Here is a 16,390-nt window from a genome sequence, read left to right as displayed (position 1 = left end):
TGGTCCGGAGCACGCCTGACCAGCGCCGATACTGGCAGACATGCCACGAGTACTGCTGATCGAGGACGACCCGTCGGTGCGCGACGCGCTCGCGCTGGGCCTGCGCCGCCAGGGCCACGCCGTGCGCTCCGCCGCGTCCGGCGAGGAGGGGCTGGCCGAGGCCCACCGGGAGCCGCCCGAGATCGTGGTGCTCGACCTGATGCTGCCGGGCATCGACGGCCTGGAGGTGTGCCGCCGCCTGCGCGCCGACGGCCCCACCCCGGTGATCATGCTGACCGCCCTCGGGGACGACGTCGACACCGTCCTCGGTCTGGAGGCCGGCGCCGACGACTACGTGGTCAAGCCCGCGCAGTCCCGCGTCCTGGACGCCCGGATCCGCGCCGTGCTGCGCCGCGCCGGCGGCCCCGGCCCCGAGCCCGTCCGCGAGACGCTCGGCGACCTCGTCCTGGACCGCGCCGCGCTCACCGTCACCAAGCACGGCGTCCCCCTGCTCCTCGCCGCCGGCGACCTGCGCCTGCTGCTGGAGCTCGCCGCCGCGCCCGGCCGCGTGTTCAGCCGCGAGCAGCTCCTGGAGTCGGTGTGGGGCCTCGGCCGCCAGGACGACATCCGGCTCGTCGACGCCGGGGTGAACCGGCTGCGCGCCAAGATCGAGGACAGCCCGGCCGCGCCCCGCTACGTCCAGACCGTCCGCGGTTTCGGCTACCGCTTCGGACCGCTGTGAACGGCGACCGCCGGAACCCGCCGGCCGACGACCCCTCCGGCAGAACCGCCGCCGGGCCGCCCCAGGCCGAACACCCCGGCGCCGGACGGCCGTCCCGGCCCGGACGGCACCGGCTGCTGCGCCTGCGCCGCGCCGTCGCCGGGCTGCGCCCGCGCATGCTCGCCGCGTTCCTCGCCGTCGCCGCCATCAGTGCGCTCGCCACCGCTGCCCTCACCTACCGGGCCGCGACCAACTCCACCCTCGACCTCACCCAGGACACCACCCTCGACGAGCTGCGCCGGCGCATCGACGTCCTCTCCCCCGCCCTGCCCTTCCCGCCGACCCAGGCCGAACTCGACCGCCTGGCAGGGCAGTTGTCCGGCACCAACGGCTTCCGCGACTGGCGCGTCCTGGCCTCCTACGGGACGATCCACTCCGAGTGGACCCAGCCCGTCGCCGTCCCGCCCGGCCTGCAGGCCACCGTCGGCTCCGGCCGCGCCGCGTTCCAGCGCTTCGCCGCCGACGGCCACCCGTGGCTCGCCGCCGGGGTGCCCGTCACCTACGCCCCGTCCGGCGTGACCACCGGCGTCCCCACCAGGACGCCGCCCGGCTCCGGCACCCCCTCCGGCCTCACCGTCTACGCGGTCCTCCCCCTCGACCGCGAACAGGCCGCCGCCGACGAGGTCCTCGCCGGTGCCGCCGGCGCCGGCGTGTTCGCCGCCGTCCTCGCCGCCGGACTCGCCCTGTTCGCCGCCCGGCAGGTCCTGCGCCCGGTCCGGGCCCTCGGCGACGCCGCCCGCGCCCTCGCCCAGGGCCGGCTCGACACCCGGCTCACCGTCACCGGCCACGACGAACTCGCCCAGCTCTCCAAGACGTTCAACCACACCGCCCGCACCCTCCAGGGCACCATCGAGGAACTGCGCGCCATCGAGAGCCAGGGCCGCCGGTTCGCCGCCGACGTCTCCCACGAACTGCGCACCCCGCTCGCGGCCATGCTCGCCGTCACCGACATCCTCGACGAGGACGCCGAACAGCTCCCGCCCGACACCGGCACCGCACTGCGCATGATCAGCAACGAGACCCAGCGGCTCACCCGCCTCGTCAACGACCTCATCGAGATCTCCCGCCTCGACGCCGGCGCCGCCCCGCTGCGCACCGAGGACGTCGACGCGGCCTCGGCCGTGCGCGAGACCCTCGACCTGCGCGGCTGGTCCGAGCGGATCGAGACCGACCTGCCCGCCGCCCTGCCGGTGCGGCTCGACCCGCGCCGCTTCGACGTCATCGTCGCCAACCTCGCCGGCAACGCGCTGCGCCACGGCCGCCCGCCGGTGCGCCTCGGCCTGCGCGAGGCCGACGGCGAGCTCGTGCTCACCGTCACCGACCGCGGCCCGGGCATCCCGCCCGCCGAACTCCCGCACCTGTTCGACCGGTTCTACAAGGCCGACAAGTCCCGCGCCCGCTCCGAGGGCAGCGGGCTCGGCCTCGCCATCGCCCAGGAGAACGCGCGCCTGCACGGCGGCATCATCGAGGCCGCCAACTCCCCCGCGGGCGGAGCGGTGTTCACCCTCGTCCTGCCCCTCGGCACCCCTTCGGAGGACCAGTGACGACCGCCCGCCGGCAGGCCGCCCACCAGGCCCGCCGCCACCCGGCCGCCCGCCGCCTGGCCGCCGCCGCGCTGCTCCTGCTCGCGTGCGGCTGCTCGATCCCGAGCACCGGTCCGGTCCGCAGCGGCCTGCCCGCCACCGGCATCGAACCGGGCACCCGGCTCTACTTCCCCGGCCCGCAGGGCATCCGGCTCGCCATCCGCCCCGGCGGCCGGCGCGAGGACCTCCAGCAGACCCTCGACAGCCTGCTCACCGGCCCCGACCAGGCCGAACGGCGCACCGGCCTCTACAGCGACCTGCCCGCCACCGGCAAGGTCCAGGCCACCGCCACCCCCGGCGCCGTCACGCTGCGCCTGTCCTGGCCGACCGCCTCGCTCAGCACCACCGCCATCCAGCAGCTCGTCTGCACCACCGAGGACGCCCCCGCCGTCGGCCCGACGCCCCACGTCTCCATCGTGAGCAGCGACGCCCCGAGCGCGATCCAGCAGCAGTGCGACCTCCACCGCAACGGCTGACCCCGCCGGCCCTCATATTCGAGCAGACGTTCGAATAGGGGCGTACGCTGGTGCCATGCCCGGCACCCTTCACCTCCAGCCCTCGCTGTTCGACGACCCCGGCGACGACGTCCGCCTCGGGCCGCTGCGGGGCGTGCGGCGGGTGGTGCTCGGGGACGGGGCGTGGCTCGACGTGCTGCCGGGGTGGCTGCGCGGGGCCGACCTGGTGTTCGAACAACTGGCGGCGGAGGTGCCCTGGCGGGCGGAGCGCCGCGAGATGTACGAACGCATGGTGGACGTCCCGCGGCTGCTCGCGTCCTACCCCGAGGGCGCCGAGGCCCCGCACCCGGTGCTGGCCGAGGCGCGCGGGGCGCTGAGCGCGCACTACGCCGAGGAGCTCGGCGAGCCCTTCCGGACCCTGGGCCTGTGCTACTACCGCGACGGGCGGGACAGCGTCGCCTGGCACGGCGACCGGATCGGGCGCGGGAACCGCGAGGACACCATGGTCGCGATCCTGTCGGTCGGCGAGCCGCGCGCCCTCCTCCTGCGGCCCCGGTACGGCGGGGGCGCCGTCGTGCGGCACCCGGTCGGGCACGGGGACCTCGTCGTGATGGGCGGCTCGTGCCAGCGGACCTGGGAGCACGCGATCCCGAAGACGGCGCGGCCGGTGGGCCCGCGGATCAGCGTCCAGTTCCGGCCGCGCGGCGTGGCCTGAACCCCGGTTGCCGTCGGCGGACCGGGCGTGGAGGCTGGCCGGAGGGGACGGTCCCCGAACGCGGGCCCGAGCGCAGGAGGCGGCATGCCGAAGGCGGGCAGGTACCGCGAGGGCGTCCCCTGCTGGGTGGCGCTCGCGGTGCCCGACGTCGAGCGCGCGCGGCGCTTCTACCGCGGGCTGTTCGGCTGGGACTTCGTCCCGACCGGCCCGGCCGAGGCCGTCGCCACGCTGCACGGCGCCCAGGTCGCGGCCGTCGGGCCGCCGTCCGAGCCGCCCGCCTGGCTCACCTGCCTCGCCACCCCCGACGTCCGCCGCAGCGCCGCCGCCGTCCGCGCGGCCGGCGGGCGGCTCCTGCGCGAGCCGTACGACGTGCCCGACCAGGGCCGGGCGGCGCTCGCCGCCGATCCGCAGGGCGCGCGCTTCGGGCTCTGGCAGGGCGGGCCGGTCCCGGGCGCGGGGCTGGTCAACGAACCGGGCGCGCTCACCTGGAACGAGCACCTGTCCCCCGACCCGGACGCCGCGCGCGCCTTCTACCGGCAGGTGTTCGGCCTCACCCACGACCACCCCCGCGACGGCTACACCGTGTTCCGCGCCCAGGGCCTCCCGGCCGGCGGGATCGGGCCCTCGCCCTCGGACGACGCCCGCGCCGCGTGGCTGACCTCGTTCGCGACCGACGACGCGGACCGCGCCGCCGACCGGGTGCGCGCCCTCGGCGGGACCGTCCTCTCCGGCCCGGAGCCGACGCCGTTCGGCCGCTCGTCGCTGGTCCGGGACGACGGCGGCGCGGTGTTCACCCTGGTCGCCGTCCCGCCCGACGAGTCCGCGGAGGCGGCCTGACCCGACGAGGAAGCCGGCGCGACCAGGAAACCGGCACGACGAGGAATCCGGCACGACGAGGAGACCAGCACGGCGAGGAGACCGGCATGACGAAGAAGACGACTCCCGAGGATCGATTCGCCTCCCTGGTAGAGGAGTTGACGCGCCTGGACGGCGTGGAGCCGCCCGGCACCGGCCGCCGCTTCGGCTCCGACGCGCTCAAGGCCGACGGCCACATCTTCGCGATGCTGTCGGCCGGCCGCCTCGTCCTCAAGCTCCCCCGCGCCCGCGTGGACGAGCTCGTCGCCGCCGGGGAGGGCGAGCACTTCGACGCGGGCAAGGGCCGTCCGATGCGCGAGTGGTTCGCGGTCGACCCGGCCTCCGCCCTCACCTGGGACGGACTCGCCCGCGAGGCCCACGCGTTCGTCCACCGGTGAGCGGAACGATCAGTCCTTGACCGCGCCCGCGAGGCCGGACACCAGCTTGCGCTGCACCGCGACGAAGAAGACCAGCACCGGCACGGTCATCAGCGTCGACGCCGCCATGATGCCGCCCCAGTCGTTCTCGTCCGGCTTGAAGAACACCAGCAGGGCGGACGGCAGGGTCTGGTTCTGCGTGGCGCTGATGATGAACGTCTTCGCGAACACGAAGTCGTTCCACGCCGCGATGAACGAGAACACGCTCGTCGCCGCGAGCCCGGGCGCCACCAGCGGCAGCAGGATCCGCCACAGGATGCGGGCCCGGCTCGCGCCGTCGATCTGCGCGGCCTCCTCGATGGACTCCGGCACGGCGGCGACGAAGCCGCGCATCATCCAGATCCCGAACGGCAGCGAGAACGCCAGCTGCACCAGCACCAGCGACACCAGGGTGTTCAGCCCGAGCCCCGGGACGTACCGGCCGGCGTCGCGGAACATGAAGAACAGCGGGATGGTCAGTGCCTCGACCGGGATCATCTGCGCGATCAGGAACATCACCATGACCGTCGTGCGGAACCGGAAGCGGAACCTCGTCACCGCGACCGCCGCCAGGAAGACGACCACCGCCGACAGCACCACGACCGACAGCGCGACGACCGCGCTGTTGGCGAAGTACCGCCCGAACCCGTCCACGCTGAGCACCCGCCGGAAGCCGTCCAGCGTCGGGTGCGCCGTCCACGGCCTCGGGTCCAGCGACTGCACCTCCCCCTTCGGCTTGACCGCCGAGAGCACCATCCAGAAGATCGGGAACGCCGTGACGACGGCCGCCGCGATCGCGCCCCCGTTCGCGAGAAGCCGCCAACCACGCGCGCCGGAAAGGAAGTTCACAGTTCGTTCGCCGTCCGTCGCAGGGTGCGGATGTAGAGGGCCGTCGGGATCACCAGGACCAGCAGCATGATCACGCCGATGGCCGCGCCCAGCCCGTACTGGGAGGAGGCGAAGGCCTTCTGGTAGGCGTAGACGTTGAGCACGAGGTTCTGGCCGGCGATGCCGCCACCCTCGGTCATCACGTAGATCTGGGTGAAGACCTTGAAGTCCCAGATCACCGACTGGATCACCACGATCGTCAGGATCGGCCGCAGCATCGGGGCGGTGATCCGGCGGAACGTGGTCCAGGTGGTGGCGCCGTCCAGGGCGGCGGCCTCCAGCACCTCCGCCGGGATCGCCCGGATGCCCGCGTAGAGGGTGACCATGACGAACGGGTAGGAGTGCCAGACCACGACCGCGCCGACGACCAGGAACGCCGACCACCGGTCGTAGAACCAGTTGTACTCGTGGAAGCCGGTGAGCCCCAGCCGCACCAGGGTGTGGTTGACCAGGCCGAGGTTGGTGTCGAACAGGAAGCTCCACACCGTCGAACCGGTCATCGCGGGCGCCGCCCAGGCCGCCATCGCGGCGGTGGTCAGCACCAGCCGCGGCCACCGGCCGACCCGGGTGAGCAGGACGGCGAACGTCGCGCCGACGGCGATCGTGGCGGCCACGCAGAACGCGGCGAAGCCGACGGTCTGCAGCAGCACCGTCCAGAACTGGCCGTCGCCGAGGACCTTCTGGTAGTTGCCGAGCCCCACGAAGGAGGTCGGCGCCCCGCCGGAGGCCTGCGCCTGCCCGAAGTCCAGCACGGACAGCAGGCCCAGCTGGTAGATCGGGTAGGCGACGAGCGGGATCATGACGACCGCCGCCGGCAGGAGCAGCAGCAGTGGGGGTCGGCGCCGCCGGGTGCCCGAGCGTGCGGCCGGCGCCGGGGCGGTCGTGGTGGATGTGGACACGTGACCTGCTCTCTGGCCTGAGGGCCCTACGGACCGGCGTCAGTGCGGACCGGCATCGGCGCGGACCGGTGTCGGTGCGGACCGGCGTCAGTGCGCCGCGAAGGCCGAGGTGACCTGGGTGGCCGCGTCGCCGGCGGCCTTCGCCACGTCCGCCTTGCCGGTGACGACCTGCTGGAGCATCGTCGGGATCACCGCCTGGGCGTCGATCTGCGTCCAGGCCCGGTCGAGCGGGACGAACCGGGTCCCGGCCGCGATGGTGTCGGTGAACGGCTTCAGGAAGGGGTCCTTCGCCGCGACCCTGGCACTGACCGGCGTGAGCGTCGGCAGGTTCCCCATCGCGTCGTACATCTGCTCCTGGTAGGCCGGCCCGGCCAGCAGCTGCGCGAACTCGACCGCGAGCGAGCGGTGCTTGGCCGCCTTCATGACGCCGAAGTTGTTGCCGCCCGCGAACGCCGGCGCGATCGACCCCGGCTTCTCGCCGGGCAGCGGCACCACGCCGTACTTGCCCCGCACCGGGCCCGCGTCCACCTTGCTGCGGCTGGAGTTGGGCAGGATCGCCATCGCCGCCTTGCCCGCCGCGAACAGGTCGACGGTCTTGCCGCCGGTGAGGTCCGCGCACTGCTGGGCCGGGCAGCCGTCCGCGCCGAACAGGTCGGTGTAGCGCTTGATCCCGGCCTGCGCGGCGGGCGAGTCGATCGCCCCCTTGAAACGCGCACCGTCCTTGGCGGCGATGTCGCCGCCCGCGTCCCAGACGAACGGCAGCGCGGCGTACGTGTACTTGCCGCCGACCGCGATGCCGTAGGTGTCCGGGTGCGCTGCGTGGATCTTCCGCGTGGCGGCGACGAGTTCGGCGTAGGACGTCGGCGGGGCGAGCCCGGCTTCGGTGAACAGGTCGGTGCGGTAGTACAGCGAGCGCACCGCGACCCACCACGGCACGCCGTACGTCTTCCCGTCCACGACGGCCGTCTTCGCGATCACCGGGTCGAGGTCGCCCTTGCTCTGCCACCCGGCCAGGTCGGCGCCGATGTCGGCGAGACCGCCCGCGGCGACGTAGCCCGGCAGGTCGGTGTTGCCGAACTCGACCAGGTCGGGGGCGCTGCCGGGGTCGTTGAACGCGCCCTTCATCTTCGCGGCGCGGGCCGAGGCGTCGGTGTCGATGTAGCCGACGTCGACGGTGACGCCCTGGTGGGAGGCCTGGAACTCGGCCACGGCCCGGCCGACCACCGCCTCCTTCGCGGCGTTGCCTGCCTCGTTGAACAACCAGACCCGCAAGGCGCCCGTCCGGTCGTCGGCCCCGGCACCGGCCGGCGCCGAAGTGCCCGGCGCGCAGGCCGCCGCGGCCAGGCACCCGGCCGTGAGCACGGCGGCCGCGGCCGTCCGTCCGATGAGTCGCATGGTGGAGACCTCCCCTCCCGGCAGCTGCCGCCGGGACGTGCGCCGCTGGGGACGGGCACGTCGAAGCAGGCCCTGACCGGGGCCGGTGGTGGGTGGGTTGCGGGGGTACGGCAGGGCGGGTTCCGACGGGCGGGGGATGCCGTCGCCTGCTCGATGGCAGGGACGTTAGGCGCGGCCGCTCGCGGCCAACAAGAGGCGGTTCACGAAGTTTTGCACTGCACAACGTTGTGTCGAGAACGCGGCGATCCGCGCGCGAACGGGTACGTTCTGAGCCATGACGGACCCAGGAGCAGGGCCCAGGAAGCCCGCGCCCGAACGCAACCAGTCCTCGTCGCTGCGCCGCGCCCTCGCCGTCCTCGGCCACGTCCGCGACCACGGCGACGGGCGCGGCGTCCCGCTCGCCCAGCTCGCCGAGGCGCTCGACCTCAACAAGAGCACCGTGCTGCGCCTGGCCGGCCCGCTGCTCGACGAGCACCTGCTGGAACGCGACCGCGAGACCGGCTGGTTCCGCCTCGGCCACGGCTCACTGCGGCTCGGCCAGGCCTACCTCTCCACCCTCGACCTGCGCAGCGTCGCCGCCGAACACCTGCGCCGCCTCCAGCGCGAGGCCGGCGAGACCGTCCACCTGACCGTCTGGCAGGCGCCGGGCATCGTCTACCTCGACAAGGTCGAGGACGAGACCAACGTGCGGATGGCCTCCCGCGTCGGCAGCCGGGCCCCCGGGTACTGCACCGCCACCGGAAAGGCGATCCTCGCCTGGCTGCCCGACGAGGCCGTCACCGAGGTCGTCGCCGCCGGCCTGCGCCCGGTCACCGCCTGGACCATCTCCGACGAGACCCGGCTGCGCGCCGACCTCGCCCGGATCCGGGCCCGCGGCTACTCCATCGACGACCGCGAGAACGAACCCGAGGTCCGCTGCGTCGCCGCGCCCATCTTCGACCACACCGGCGAGGTCACCGCCGCCCTGTCCGTCTCCGGCCTGACGTCCCGGATGACCGCCGCCCGCGTCCGCGCCCTCGGCCCGGTGGTCGCCCAGGCCGGCCTGCGGATCTCCCGCGAACTGGGCTCCGACCGCCAGCCGGCGTGACCGGGGGAATTCGCCGGAAAAGCGAACGAGGCCCGATACCCGAATGGGCACCGGACCTCGTCCGACAATAGAGCGCCAGGCCCGGATCGCACGGACTCTCCCTACTGAAAGTAGGACGTGCTCTGGTAGCACCACTGACGCCTGACGAGGAATCATCTCCCTCGCGACAAGAAGAACACTAGCAGGCCGGAATCCCTGCCGCGAAACCCGCCCCACACCACCGGAAAAGCCCCGGAAAAATGAACAAGGCCCGGCACCCGAATAGGTACCGGACCTCGTCCGACATTAGAGCGCCAGGCCCGGATCGCACGGACTCTCCCTACTGAAAGTAGGACGTGCTCTGGTAGCACCACTGACGCCTGACGAGAGATCATCTCCCTCGCGACGAGAAGTACAGTACCAGGTCGGCGGCCACGGCCCGAACCGGAGGGGAACACCGCATGACCAGCATGGAATTCGATCGCCTCGACGTCGTCGAGTACGCCGACGGGAGGCCGGTGGACGTCCACCGCCCGCCGGCCGGGACGGCCGGGCCGGTGCCCGTCGTCCTGCTGTGGCACGGCCGCGGGCCGGACGAGCGGGACGTCCTGCGGCCGCTCGCGCGGGAGGCCGCCGGGCACGGGCTGCTCGTGCTCGTGCCCGACTGGCGCTCGGACCGGGAGGACGGCGGCCGGGCCGAGTTGCTCGCCTCCCTCGCACACGCCCGTGACACCGCCGCGCAATTCGGCGGCGACCCGGACCGGCTCGTCCTCGCCGGCTGGTCGCTGGGCGGCCGGGAGGCCGTCGCCGTGGCGATCGACCCCGGCGCTCCCGCCGGACCGCGGCCGATCGCCGCGGTGGGCATCTCCTCCAGCTACGCCCGCCCGGCCGTCACGAACGGCGTCGTTCCGGTCGAGCTCCTGGCGGAGGCGCCCTCCCCCGTCCCGCTCTGGCTGGTGCACGGCACCGAGGACGACGTGCTGGGGCCCGAGCACACCCGACTGCTGGCCGGCGTGGCCACCTCGGCCGAGTTGCTCGAACTCCCCACCGACCACGCGGGCACGGTGATGACGCAGTACAGCCCCGAGGCGCAGCGCTGCGTGCCCGCCACCGCGGGGAGCGCACTGGACGCGGGCCGCCGCGTCGCCGCCGTGCTCGCGGAGGCGGCCGGACTGTCGTAGGGCCGTGCCACGATCCTCACCATGGACGGAATGCCGGTCGACGAGGACGAGTTGGTCGCGCGCGTTCGCCGGCGGGCGGTCGCGGACGGTACCCCGCCGGCCGCGCCCGCCACCGCCGAGTCGGTCGCGGCGGCGGAGGCGGCCCTGGGCCTCGCCCTCCCGCCGCTGCTCGTCCGGCTCTACCGCGAGGTGGGCGACGGCGGCTACGGCCCGGACGGTCACCTGCTCTGGCCGCTGCGCCGGATCGTGGCCGCCAACCCGCGCCGCACCGCGCCCGGGGGCCGGCCGGTCGGCGTCGTGTCGGTGCTCGACTGGGGCTGCGCGATGTCGGCCGTGGTGGACTGCCTGCGCCCCGGCGCCCCCGTCCTCCTCCACGAGCCGAACGCCGGGCCCGAGGACTCGGCGGACACCTGGTTCGAGGACTGCCCGTCGCTCACCCACTGGCTGGCCGACTGGCTCGACGGGCGCGCGTGGTGGGAGGAGCACGTGATGATGGACGAGCGGGACGGCGAGATGCTCCCGCACTGGCCGGACGCCGCCGCCCGGATCGCCGCGCCCTGACCCGGTGCCGGCCTATTGCCCGGCCGGTGCGAGGCTCACGCCGTGGCTGCGCTCCAGCGCCTCCAGCTCCCGCTGGAGCGGCGGCTTGGGCACGGCCAGCACCGGACACGTCGCGTGCCGCACGCAGTAGGCGGTGACGGACGGGTGCAACAGGCGGCCGAGCCGGCCGCGGCTGCCGGCGCCGAGGACGAGGAGGTCGCCAGGGCGGTCGGCGCAGCGCACCAGGGTGTGGCCGGTGTCGCCGCGGACGGCCAGGCAGCGCAGCCGCACTCCGGCGTAGCCGCCGCCGAAGGCCTCGTCGAGGGCCTGGCGGAGACGGGCGACGGCGGTGTCGCGGCCGGCGGTGAGCATGGGCGGGCAGGGGGTGCGGCGGTAGGCGGACTCGCCGCCGGCCGGGGTCCAGCAGTGGACGGCGAGGACCTCGGCGTCGGTGCGGCGGGCTTCGGCGACGGCGTGGTGGAGGGCGGCGAGGCTGCCGAGGGATCCGCTGAGGCCGACGACGATCCGGTCGCCGCTGCGGTCGCCGAAGTGATCGCCGTCGCCGAAGCCCACCGCCCCGGGTTTGCCGCTGTCCGCCATGGCCCGTCCGCCTTCCGCTCATGGGGTGGCCCGTGCGCTTCGTACGCGCGCCGCCCGTGTCGTCACATGCAAAACGGCCGGAGGAGCAGAAGGGATCCCCGTTGACGGAGCCCTGACGCGCCGACGGACGTTCCGTACGCGCCCCTGATGCCTGGGCCGCCGCCGGGGCTGCCCCTGGGAAGACCGCCGCCGGGGCCACCCCTCACCTGCGCCGGGCCGTCCCGGACGGCCATCGATGATCAACTACGCTGGCCGGAAACGAGCGGGACGATGGGGGAAGTCATGGCCGCTGTGGCGGAGTTGAGGTACTACCCGATCAAGGGGTGCGCGGGGATCACGGTCGAGCAGGCCGAGCTGACCACCGCCGGGCTGACGCACGACCGGGCGTTCATGGTCGTGGACGAGGACGGGGTGTTCCGCTCCCAGCGGCGGGACCGGGCCCTCGCCGCCGTCCGCCCGTCCGTCTCCGCGGACGGCGGCCGGCTGACGCTGGAGGCGCCGGGAGTCGAGGCGCTCACCGTGCCCGTGGACACCGAAGGGCCGCGGCGCCCGGTCGAGCTGTTCGGCGCACCGTTCCGCGGCATCGACCAGGGCGACGCCGCGGCCGCCTGGCTGTCCGACGTGCTCGGCGCACACGGCCGGCTGGTCCGCGTGCCGCCGGAGCACGACCGCGTCACCGACGGGCTCGTCCCCGGCACCTCCGGGTTCGCCGACAGCTGCGCCGTCCACCTGCTCTCCCGCGAGTCACTGGACGACTACAACGCGCGCACCGGCGAACCCCCGCTCGCGGCGGACCGGTTCCGTCCGAACATCGTCGTGACCGGCTGGACCGAGCCGCACACCGAGGACCTCGCCCGCCGGCTCACGATCGGCGGGGCCGAACTGGCCTACGCCAAGCTCGCCGTGCGGTGCGCCGTGACGCTCGTCGACCAGTCGACCGGCGCCAAGGCCGGCCCGGAGCCGCTGCGCACCCTGGCCCGCTACCGGCGGGCCGCGGACGGCGGGGTCGTGTTCGGCGCCAAGTTCGCCGTGCTGCGCCCGGGCACGCTGCGCGTCGGCGACGAGCTCGCGGTGGCGGACTGGGGACCGTCCGATCGCTGACCGGCCCGACGTCGAACTCCGTTACCCGGCAAGGCCGGTGGCCCCGGCGGGGGGCAAGCCGCCGGGGCCCTTGGTCACGCGGAGGCCGGCCTCAGTTGAACGGCCTCAGGAGAACGGTCTCAGTTGAACGGTCTCAGCAGGTCTGGTCGATCAGCGAGAACGTGGCGTAGTGGTCGCCCGTGTAGTAGTCCTCCTGGGTCGCCTGGCCGGTGATGATCCGGCGGGCGCCGCGGGTCGGGGCGCCCGGCGTGATGACGGTGTACTCGTGGTAGTAGCCGTAGGACTGGCTCGGGAGCACCTGCTCTCTGTTCTGGAACACCACGCCGTCCTGGGAATACGGGAACGGACCGTCGGTGGCGATCAGGTTGAGGGTGTCGGTGGCCTCCGGCGGCAGCGCGGAGAGGCAGACCGAGCCGCTCACGTCGGCGTGCGCCTCGGTGGCGACGGCGACGGGCGCGAGGGTCATCAGGGCGACGGCGGTGACGGCGGCAGCGCGGGTCTTCCACGCGCGTAGAGTGCGGGTCATGACAAACAGTCTGGCGAGCCACCGGCCCATCCGGAAGGCCTGAGCCAACTTTTTACCCACCGGTAACTTGCCTGCCCAGCAGGCGACTTGACGAAGTCTCCGATCGTTTCGGTAATACTCCGAGCACCCTCCGAGAGACCGTTCACGAACCGCCCCCGCCCCACCGGAACCGTGCGTTCCCCATGCATTCCCGGCAGGGCCCCGGCGTGCATCTCCGGCGTGCGTCTCTGACGTCCACCCCCTGCGCGCATCCCCGACTTGCTCACACCTTCGCGACGCTTCCGCCCCGGCCCGCTCGGGCCGCATAGAGTGCGCAGAGCGCAGGACGATCACCAGTGGGGGCGGGCATGGGCACGGGAACAGCACTGACGGCGCACCAGCTGATCGGGCTGCTCGTCGACCCCGGGAGCTTCCGCAGCTGGGACGAGCCCGCCGACCCCCACCCCGCCGACCCCGGCTACCGCGCCTCGCTCGCCCGCGCCCGCGAGCGCACCGGCCTGGACGAGGCGGTCCTCACCGGCACCGGCCTGATCGACGGGCGGCCGGTGGCGCTCGTCGCCTCCGAGTTCGGCTTCCTCGGCGGCTCGATCGGCGTCGGCACCGCCGAGCGGATCACCCGGGCCGTCGAGCGGGCCACCGCCGAGCGGCTGCCACTGCTCGCCCTGCCGGTCTCCGGCGGCACCCGCATGCAGGAGGGATCCGCCGCCTTCCTCTGCATGCTGCGCATCACCGCCGCCGTCCAGGCGCACCGGGCCGCCGGCCTCCCCTACCTCACCTACCTGCGGAACCCGACCATGGGCGGCGTCTTCGCCTCCTGGGGCACGCTCGGCCAGCTGGTGTTCGCCGAGCCCGGCGCCCGCCTCGGCTTCCTCGGCCCGCGCGTGTACGAGGAGCTGCGCGGCGTCGAGCTGCCGGCCGACGTCCAGCGCGCCGAGACACTGGCGGAGCGCGGGCTCGTGGACGCCGTCGTACCGCCGGAGGAACTGCGCGAGGTGGTGCGCCGCTCCCTCGCCGTCCTGACAGCCGGCCCCTCTCCTCTCTCCACGGATCCCGCGGCTTCCACCACTCCCCTATATAGGGAGAACCCAGGGGACGACACAGGGGAGAACCCGGGCGAGCGCGTATATAGGGAGAACGCCCCCGAACCGCAGCACCCCGCCGACGCCTGGGACTCCGTCCGCCGCACCCGCCGCCCCGACCGCCCCGGCACGCGCGAACTGCTGCGCCGCACCGCCGCGGAACTCGTCCTGCTGGACGCCCCCGGAGGCCGGTCCGGAGCGCTGGTCCGCGCCCTCGCGATCCTCGGCGGGCAGCCCGTGCTCGTCGTCGGCCAGGAGCGCGGGACGCCCGACCACGAACGCCCCTTCACCGCGGCCGACCTCCGGGCCGTCCGCCGCAGTTCCCGCCTGGCCGAGCAACTCGGCCTGCCGCTGCTCACGGTGGTGGACACGGCCGGCGCCGAACTGTCCGCGCAGGCCGAACTGGACGGCGTCGCCGTCGAGATCGCGCACTGCCTGACCACCCTGCTCGCGCTGCGCACCCCCGTCCTCGCGGTCCTGCTCGGCCAGGGCTCGGGCGGTGGGGCGCTGGCCCTGCTCCCGGCGGACCGCGTGATCGCCGCCGAGCACGCCTGGCTCGCACCACTGCCGCCCGAGGGCGCCTCCGCGATCGTCCACCGCGACGGCGCGCACGCGGCCGAGCTGGCCCGGGCGCAGGGCATCGGCGCGGCCGACCTGGCGCGGGTGGGCCTGGTGGACGAGGTGGTACCGGAACGTCCCGACGCCGCCGAGGAGCCGGACACGTTCTGTGAGCGGCTCGGGGCTGCCGTCGGAGCGGCCCTCGGCGCGCTCGCGGTGGTTCCGGAGGCGGAACGGTTCGCCGCGCGGGCCGCTCGGCACCGTCGGCTGGGCGATCCTCGCTCTCGGTGACCGAGAGCGTGTGGCCCCGGTCTCACCGGAGGCTAGATCGTCTGTACGCAAAGTGGCCGTCGCAGGCCGCCGGGTCACGTCACCCCGGTTCTAAACGGTGACTGCGCTCACAGGGAATCCCAGTCGACGACGGGCCGTAGTAGTGCCGCCGGGGCGGACCCACCGTTCCCGACAATTCGCCCACAGCCGGACATCCGGCCAGGTCGGAGCGTGTCCGAACGGCCCCGGCGATCACTCCTGCGAATCGATGGCGGTCGGCCGATGTACGACCGCGGATCGTACCGAGGGGGTCTTGGCGGTGGCCGATCCGGTCTGGCAACAATGGCTCTCGTCGTCAGCCGCACCGGCTCCTGTCCCGCCGGTGAACGGCTTACCGCCGAGTCGCGCCCCGCAACCGTCGGCCCCTGTCCGGCCGTGGTCCTGGGCGGGGCGCGACCCGGCCCAACCTGATTGAGGTCTTGTTCTTCATGCCCGCTTTCAAGCTCCGTATGCGTACCTCTGCCGCCGTTCTCGCCGGTGCCGCCGGTCTGACCGCCCTGGCCGCCGGCGTGATGCCCGCCGCCGCCAACGCCGCGACCGCCTCCCCGCAGGCCATCGCCGCCCAGATCGTCCCGGCGAACCAGCTGGCCTCCTTCAGCCAGATCATCTCCCACGAGTCCGGCTGGAACGTGACCGCGACCAACCCGAGCTCGGGCTCCTACGGCCTGGGCCAGGCCCTGCCGGCCTCGAAGATGGCCTCGGCGGGCGCGGACTGGAAGACCAACCCGGCCACGCAGATCAAGTGGGCGCTGGACTACATGAACACCCGCTACGGCAGCCCGAACGCCGCCTGGACCTTCTGGCAGGGTCACCACTGGTACTAAGCCGACCCCTTCGGCTCTCCCCCCACCTCGGGAGTCGGACAGGGACCACCGAGGCGACCCACGAGGGCCCCTCCCGCGCGAACGAGCGGGAGGGGCCCTCGTGCCGTTTCCGGACGTCCCGCCCCTGGTCAGCCGCCCTATCGCGACGCCGGCCCGGCGATTTCCTCGACGAAGTGCTTGAAGCGCCGCAGGTCGCCGCGGACCTGGACGCCGAGCACGCCCAGCCGGTCGGCCGCCTTCTCGGCCAGACCGGTGGGCTGGAAGGCCATGGTCATCCGCACCCGGGTCCGGGCCGGGCCGAGCGGCTCGAAGGCGACCGTCCCGGTGTGCTTCACGCTGTCGCCGGTGGTGCGCCAGGCGACCCGCTCATCGGGCACCCGCTCGACGACTTCGGTCTCGAACTCGCGGGACAACCCGGCGATCCTGGTCCGCCAGTGGGCCCGGCGCTCGTCCAGCTGCCTGACCTCCGCCACGCCGTCCATCCCTGATCTTGCAGGGTATCCCCGGCTTCAGCCGGGGAGGGAATGCATCCTTGGCCCGGAGCCGCGAAGCGGCGGAGAACGCTGCGTTGTCGGTGGGGTGCACTAGCTTGACCACATCGACCGAAAGGGGGTGGGCT

The 16,390-nt window shown here is 73.9% G+C and carries 18 protein-coding genes; 12 read left to right on the top strand and 6 right to left on the bottom strand.

Translation table 11 applies throughout. From position 1 onward, the window contains the following. Positions 1-40: 40 nt before the first annotated feature. From ACFXDE_RS06995 to ACFXDE_RS06970, 6 genes are all read left to right on the top strand, one after another. On the top strand, positions 41-721 hold the full coding sequence (locus ACFXDE_RS06995; protein ID WP_380491629.1) for a response regulator: 681 nt from the start codon (positions 41-43) through the stop codon (positions 719-721). Then, on the top strand, positions 718-2,304 hold the full coding sequence (locus tag ACFXDE_RS06990) for a sensor histidine kinase (RefSeq protein WP_380491628.1): 1,587 nt from the start codon (positions 718-720) through the stop codon (positions 2,302-2,304). The genes ACFXDE_RS06995 and ACFXDE_RS06990 overlap by 4 nt, the downstream gene beginning before the upstream one ends. Beyond that, positions 2,301-2,819, top strand: a complete 519-nt coding sequence (locus tag ACFXDE_RS06985; RefSeq protein ID WP_380491626.1) for a GerMN domain-containing protein — start codon at positions 2,301-2,303, stop codon at positions 2,817-2,819. Before ACFXDE_RS06990 ends, ACFXDE_RS06985 begins: the two co-directional genes overlap by 4 nt. 55 nt (positions 2,820-2,874) lie before the next feature. Next, positions 2,875-3,513, top strand: a complete 639-nt coding sequence (locus tag ACFXDE_RS06980; protein ID WP_380491624.1) for an alpha-ketoglutarate-dependent dioxygenase AlkB — start codon at positions 2,875-2,877, stop codon at positions 3,511-3,513. A gap of 84 nt (positions 3,514-3,597) precedes the next feature. Next, positions 3,598-4,350, top strand: a complete 753-nt coding sequence (locus tag ACFXDE_RS06975; RefSeq protein ID WP_380491622.1) for a VOC family protein — start codon at positions 3,598-3,600, stop codon at positions 4,348-4,350. A gap of 86 nt (positions 4,351-4,436) precedes the next feature. After that, positions 4,437-4,766 (top strand): hypothetical protein, encoded by a 330-nt coding sequence (locus ACFXDE_RS06970; RefSeq protein ID WP_380491620.1) that lies wholly within the window; start codon positions 4,437-4,439, stop codon positions 4,764-4,766. Between the two features lie 9 nt (positions 4,767-4,775). On the opposite strand, the gene ACFXDE_RS06965 is transcribed toward ACFXDE_RS06970, so the two are convergent. The 3 genes from ACFXDE_RS06965 to ACFXDE_RS06955 form a co-directional block, all read right to left on the bottom strand. Beyond that, positions 4,776-5,633: a carbohydrate ABC transporter permease gene (locus ACFXDE_RS06965; protein ID WP_380491618.1), complete on the bottom strand. Its 858-nt coding sequence runs from the start codon at positions 5,631-5,633 to the stop codon at positions 4,776-4,778. Further along, positions 5,630-6,571 (bottom strand): carbohydrate ABC transporter permease, encoded by a 942-nt coding sequence (locus tag ACFXDE_RS06960; protein ID WP_380491616.1) that lies wholly within the window; start codon positions 6,569-6,571, stop codon positions 5,630-5,632. Before ACFXDE_RS06960 ends, ACFXDE_RS06965 begins: the two co-directional genes overlap by 4 nt. An 87-nt stretch (positions 6,572-6,658) precedes the next feature. Further along, complete coding sequence (locus tag ACFXDE_RS06955; protein WP_380491614.1) at positions 6,659-7,966, bottom strand: extracellular solute-binding protein; 1,308 nt, start codon at positions 7,964-7,966, stop codon at positions 6,659-6,661. A gap of 274 nt (positions 7,967-8,240) precedes the next feature. Here ACFXDE_RS06955 and ACFXDE_RS06950 point away from each other — a divergent pair, with 274 nt between their 5' ends. The 3 genes from ACFXDE_RS06950 (at position 8,241) to ACFXDE_RS06940 (ending at position 10,774) form a co-directional block, all read left to right on the top strand. Continuing rightward, positions 8,241-9,053, top strand: a complete 813-nt coding sequence (locus ACFXDE_RS06950; protein WP_380491612.1) for an IclR family transcriptional regulator — start codon at positions 8,241-8,243, stop codon at positions 9,051-9,053. A 440-nt stretch (positions 9,054-9,493) separates the two neighbouring features. Beyond that, positions 9,494-10,213: an alpha/beta hydrolase gene (locus tag ACFXDE_RS06945; protein ID WP_380491610.1), complete on the top strand. Its 720-nt coding sequence runs from the start codon at positions 9,494-9,496 to the stop codon at positions 10,211-10,213. A 21-nt stretch (positions 10,214-10,234) separates the two neighbouring features. Further along, entirely contained in the window at positions 10,235-10,774 is a 540-nt protein-coding gene (locus ACFXDE_RS06940) for an SMI1/KNR4 family protein (RefSeq protein ID WP_380491608.1), read from the top strand. A gap of 12 nt (positions 10,775-10,786) precedes the next feature. Here ACFXDE_RS06940 and ACFXDE_RS06935 read toward each other — a convergent pair whose 3' ends face one another. After that, positions 10,787-11,353 (bottom strand): universal stress protein, encoded by a 567-nt coding sequence (locus ACFXDE_RS06935; RefSeq protein WP_380491606.1) that lies wholly within the window; start codon positions 11,351-11,353, stop codon positions 10,787-10,789. 282 nt (positions 11,354-11,635) lie between these two features. On the opposite strand from ACFXDE_RS06935, the gene ACFXDE_RS06930 reads away from it, so the two are divergent. Further along, a complete protein-coding gene (locus ACFXDE_RS06930) occupies positions 11,636-12,454 on the top strand; it encodes an MOSC domain-containing protein (RefSeq protein WP_380491604.1) in 819 nt (272 codons plus the stop codon). A 133-nt stretch (positions 12,455-12,587) separates the two neighbouring features. Here ACFXDE_RS06930 and ACFXDE_RS06925 read toward each other — a convergent pair whose 3' ends face one another. Then, complete coding sequence (locus ACFXDE_RS06925; RefSeq protein ID WP_380445497.1) at positions 12,588-12,980, bottom strand: ribonuclease; 393 nt, start codon at positions 12,978-12,980, stop codon at positions 12,588-12,590. Between the two features lie 347 nt (positions 12,981-13,327). Between ACFXDE_RS06925 and ACFXDE_RS06920 the strand changes: the two genes are divergently transcribed. Further along, a complete protein-coding gene (locus tag ACFXDE_RS06920) occupies positions 13,328-14,908 on the top strand; it encodes a carboxyl transferase domain-containing protein (RefSeq protein WP_380491602.1) in 1,581 nt (526 codons plus the stop codon). Positions 14,909-15,396: 488 nt separating this feature from the next. Further along, entirely contained in the window at positions 15,397-15,771 is a 375-nt protein-coding gene (locus tag ACFXDE_RS06915) for a transglycosylase SLT domain-containing protein (protein ID WP_380491600.1), read from the top strand. A gap of 137 nt (positions 15,772-15,908) precedes the next feature. On the opposite strand, the gene ACFXDE_RS06910 is transcribed toward ACFXDE_RS06915, so the two are convergent. After that, entirely contained in the window at positions 15,909-16,244 is a 336-nt protein-coding gene (locus ACFXDE_RS06910; RefSeq protein WP_380491598.1) for an SRPBCC family protein, read from the bottom strand. Positions 16,245-16,390: the final 146 nt, after the last annotated feature.

It is taken from the genome of Kitasatospora sp. NPDC059408 (genome assembly GCF_042751525.1).
Lineage (GTDB): Bacteria > Actinomycetota > Actinomycetes > Streptomycetales > Streptomycetaceae > Kitasatospora.
This window is presented reverse-complemented; position numbering and strand designations above follow the sequence as displayed.

Excerpts from the sequence above, each read along its gene's own strand:
- ACFXDE_RS06925 (WP_380445497.1), bottom strand. The coding sequence starts at position 12,980 with ATGACCCGCACTCTACGCGCGTGGAAGACCCGCGCTGCCGCCGTCACC.
- ACFXDE_RS06995 (WP_380491629.1), top strand. The coding sequence starts at position 41 with ATGCCACGAGTACTGCTGATCGAGGACGACCCGTCGGTGCGCGACGCG.
- ACFXDE_RS06940 (WP_380491608.1), top strand. The coding sequence starts at position 10,235 with ATGGACGGAATGCCGGTCGACGAGGACGAGTTGGTCGCGCGCGTTCGC.
- ACFXDE_RS06935 (WP_380491606.1), bottom strand. The coding sequence starts at position 11,353 with ATGGCGGACAGCGGCAAACCCGGGGCGGTGGGCTTCGGCGACGGCGAT.
- ACFXDE_RS06920 (WP_380491602.1), top strand. The coding sequence starts at position 13,328 with ATGGGCACGGGAACAGCACTGACGGCGCACCAGCTGATCGGGCTGCTC.
- ACFXDE_RS06945 (WP_380491610.1), top strand. The coding sequence starts at position 9,494 with ATGACCAGCATGGAATTCGATCGCCTCGACGTCGTCGAGTACGCCGAC.
- ACFXDE_RS06980 (WP_380491624.1), top strand. The coding sequence starts at position 2,875 with ATGCCCGGCACCCTTCACCTCCAGCCCTCGCTGTTCGACGACCCCGGC.
- ACFXDE_RS06915 (WP_380491600.1), top strand. The coding sequence starts at position 15,397 with ATGCGTACCTCTGCCGCCGTTCTCGCCGGTGCCGCCGGTCTGACCGCC.
- ACFXDE_RS06930 (WP_380491604.1), top strand. The coding sequence starts at position 11,636 with ATGGCCGCTGTGGCGGAGTTGAGGTACTACCCGATCAAGGGGTGCGCG.
- ACFXDE_RS06975 (WP_380491622.1), top strand. The coding sequence starts at position 3,598 with ATGCCGAAGGCGGGCAGGTACCGCGAGGGCGTCCCCTGCTGGGTGGCG.
- ACFXDE_RS06955 (WP_380491614.1), bottom strand. The coding sequence starts at position 7,966 with ATGCGACTCATCGGACGGACGGCCGCGGCCGCCGTGCTCACGGCCGGG.
- ACFXDE_RS06950 (WP_380491612.1), top strand. The coding sequence starts at position 8,241 with ATGACGGACCCAGGAGCAGGGCCCAGGAAGCCCGCGCCCGAACGCAAC.
- ACFXDE_RS06970 (WP_380491620.1), top strand. The coding sequence starts at position 4,437 with ATGACGAAGAAGACGACTCCCGAGGATCGATTCGCCTCCCTGGTAGAG.